Consider the following 3,169-nt stretch of genomic DNA (forward strand, 5'->3'; position numbering starts at 1 on the left):
CTGCGCCGCCCCCGGCACCCGAGCCCGAACCCGAACCGGCGGCACCGGAGCGACGCCCGGCTCCCCCGCCGGCCCCGCCGGAACGGCCCCCGGCTCCCCCGGCCGCGCCGCCGGCACGGCCACCGGCCCCGCCGGAGCGGCCGCCCCGACCGCCCCGCGACCGGCGCGGCTTCGCGGAGGCCGCCGGAGCCGCGGGCTCGGGCACGACGATGGTGACCGGCACCCCGGAGGGCTCCCGCGCACCCGTGATGGTGACGAGCTCCTCGTCCGTGGAGCGGACCTGGGTGGACCGCGGCCGCACCCCCGCGTCCCGCATCAGCCGCTGCACGTCCCGCTTCTGCTCGGGCAGGACGAGGGTGACGACGCTGCCGGACTCGCCGGCGCGGGCCGTACGGCCGCCGCGGTGCAGGTAGTCCTTGTGCTCGGTGGGCGGGTCGACGTTGACGACGAGGTCGAGATCGTCGACGTGGATGCCGCGCGCCGCGACGTTCGTGGCGACGAGCGCGGTGACGCGGCCGTCCTTGAACTGCTCCAGGGTGCGGTTGCGCTGCGGCTGGCTGCGGCCGCCGTGCAGCGGGGCCGCGAGGACGCCGGTGGCGAGCAGCCGCTTGGCGAGCCGGTCGGCGGAGCGCTTGGTGTCGACGAAGAGGATGACGCGCCCGTCGCGGGCGGCGATCCGGGCCGTGACGGCCTTCTTGTCGGTCTCGTCGAGCACGTGCAGGACGTGGTGCTCCATCGTCGTGACGGCGCCGGCCGACGGGTCGACGGAGTGCACGACGGGGTCGGTGAGGAACTGGCGGACGAGCCGGTCCACGTTCTTGTCGAGCGTCGCGGAGAAGAGCATCGTCTGACCGCCCGGCGCGACCTGCTTGAGCAGCGCGGTGACCTGCGGCATGAAGCCCATGTCGGCCATCTGGTCGGCCTCGTCGAGGACCGTGATGCGCACCTCGCCGAGGGCGACGTCGCCGCGCTCTATGAGGTCCTTGAGGCGGCCCGGGGTGGCGACGACGACCTCGGCGCCGCGGCGCAGCGCGCCGGCCTGGCGGGAGATCGACATGCCGCCGACGACGGTCGCGAGACGCAGCCGCAGCGCGGTCGCGTACGGGGTGAGGGCGTCGGTGACCTGCTGGGCGAGCTCGCGCGTGGGGACGAGCACGAGGGCGAGCGGCAGCTTCGGCTCGGCGCGCAGGCCCGAGGTGCGGGCGAGCATCGGCAGGCCGAAGGCGAGCGTCTTGCCGGAGCCGGTGCGGCCGCGGCCGAGGAGGTCGCGTCCGGCGAGCGAGTTCGGCAGCGTGGCGGCCTGGATCGGGAACGGCTCGGTGACGCCCTGCTCGCCGAGGGTCTTCACGAGGGCGACGGGCATGTCGAGCACGTCGAAGGACTCGGCCGGGGGCAGCGCGGGCGTGGAGCTCTCCGGCATGGTGAACTCAGCCGGCGGGCTGGGCTGCCGCCTGCGCTGCTGTTCGGGCGCGCGGCGCTGGCCACCCGCCGCGGGGCGGGGACTGCGTCGGCGGGACGGGCGGGGGGAGCTGGCCATGCGGCATGCCTTCCGGGGACTGACAGAACAGGCCTGACAGGAACAGGCGGGGACAACGCGAACCGGGGCCCGCACCGCAAGGTGCGGACCCCGGCCCGTGTGCTGCGTGATCAGGCGGGGAGGATGTTCTCCGCCTGGGGGCCCTTCTGGCCCTGGGTCACGTCGAAGGTGACCTTCTGGCCTTCCTGGAGCTCACGGAAGCCCGAGGTGGCGATGTTCGAGTAGTGGGCGAAGACGTCGGCGCCGCCGCCGTCCTGCTCGATGAAGCCGAAGCCCTTTTCCGAGTTGAACCACTTAACGGTACCGGTGGCCATGTTGTTCTCCTTGAACAGGTAGCAGCTCCCATTCCGAGAACACCTCGGAAAACAATAATGCGCCTGAGGAACATTCCCGTCAGGCGCACATAAAGTCTATGGGTACCAAAACTGCAACGCCATCGACTCTAACATGCTCCTTCACCGCGTGGCGATCCCGTCCAGAACCATCGACAGGTACTGGCGTGCGATCTCCTCGGGACTGTGGTGCCCGCCGGGCCGGTACCAGGACGCGGCGACCCAGACGGTGTCGCGCACGAAGCGGTAGGTGAGGCGGATGTCGAGGTCCGCGCGGAAGACGCCGTCGGCGACGCCCCGCTCCAGGGTCGTCAGCCAGGTCTTCTCGAAGCGCCGCTGGGACTCGGCGAGGAACTCGAAGCGGTCCTGGGTGACGAGGTGGCGGGACTCCTTCTGGTAGATCGCGACGGCGGGCCGGTGCCGGTCGATCTCCCGGAAGGACTCGGTGACCAGCGCCTGGAGCGTCTCCCGGGGGCCGAGGTCCGCGTCGAGCACGGTGTCGTAGCCGGACCACAGCTCGTCGAGGAACGTGCGCAGGATCTCCTCCAGCATCGATTCCTTGGAGTCGAAGTGGTAGTAGAGGCTGCCGGCGAGCATGCCCGCGTGATCGGCGATCTTGCGGACGGTGGTGGCGTTGTACCCCTGCTCGGCGAAGACCTCGGCCGCGGTCTGGAGCAGCTCGCCGCGCCGCTCGGGCGCGGCGGTCGTCGCCTGGGGCTTCTTCTTGGTAGGCACACGCCCATTGTCGTACCCGGGGGAACACTCAGAGCCACAGGGCCGGATGTTCGTCCGTCAGGTCGGTCCGTACCGGCTCCGTGAAGCGGCCGGTGCCGAAGCGGGAGCGGAAGTACAGCAGCGGGCGGCCGTCGGGGCGCGGGGTGGTGAGGGCGGTGACGCGGCCGATGACGACCTCGTGGTCGCCGCCGTCGGCGATGCGCTCGACGGTGCATTCGAGGTGGGCGAGGGCGCCGTCGAGGAGGACGGTGCCGGGGTCGCGGCCGGTGTGCCAGCCGAGGTCGGCGAACTTGTCGGCGGAGCGGGAGCCGAGGGTGCGGCACTCGCCGCGCTGGTCCTCGGCGAGCACCGAGATGCCGAACCGGCCGGTGGGCCGGAGCCGGGCCCAGCTGGACGAGGTGCGCGCGACGCAGAAGAGCACGAGCGGCGGGTCGAGGGAGAGGGAGGCGAAGGACTGGCAGGCGAGTCCTGCCGGGGCGGGGGGGGGCGGGGGGGCCGCGGCCGCCCCGGGCGCCCCGGCGCCACCCGCGCCCGCCGCGCGCGCCAACCCCCCCCCGACCCGGGC

General features: G+C 73.0%; 4 protein-coding genes. All 4 read right to left on the reverse strand.

Annotated elements, in window-relative coordinates:
- Nucleotides 1–1,537: DEAD/DEAH box helicase (locus ACFW9D_RS37005; RefSeq protein ID WP_384629748.1), on the reverse strand; the 1,537-nt coding region annotated here is incomplete at its 3' end.
- Between the two features lie 110 nt (nt 1,538–1,647).
- Nucleotides 1,648–1,851 (reverse strand): cold-shock protein, encoded by a 204-nt coding sequence (locus ACFW9D_RS37010; RefSeq protein WP_005318814.1) that lies wholly within the window; start codon nt 1,849–1,851, stop codon nt 1,648–1,650.
- A gap of 141 nt (nt 1,852–1,992) precedes the next feature.
- Complete coding sequence (locus tag ACFW9D_RS37015; protein ID WP_188339495.1) at nt 1,993–2,604, reverse strand: TetR/AcrR family transcriptional regulator; 612 nt, start codon at nt 2,602–2,604, stop codon at nt 1,993–1,995.
- Nucleotides 2,605–2,632: 28 nt separating this feature from the next.
- A partial coding sequence (locus tag ACFW9D_RS37020) for a flavin reductase family protein (protein WP_384629751.1) occupies nt 2,633–3,169 on the reverse strand: 537 nt, incomplete at its 5' end.

The organism is Streptomyces sp. NPDC059524, from assembly GCF_042749255.1.
Classification (GTDB): Bacteria; Actinomycetota; Actinomycetes; order Streptomycetales; family Streptomycetaceae; genus Streptomyces; species Streptomyces xanthii.

Bases quoted from the DNA above. Each gene is read 5' to 3' on its own strand.
- ACFW9D_RS37010 (WP_005318814.1), bottom strand. From the start codon at position 1,851: ATGGCCACCGGTACCGTTAAGTGGTTCAACTCGGAAAAGGGCTTCGGC.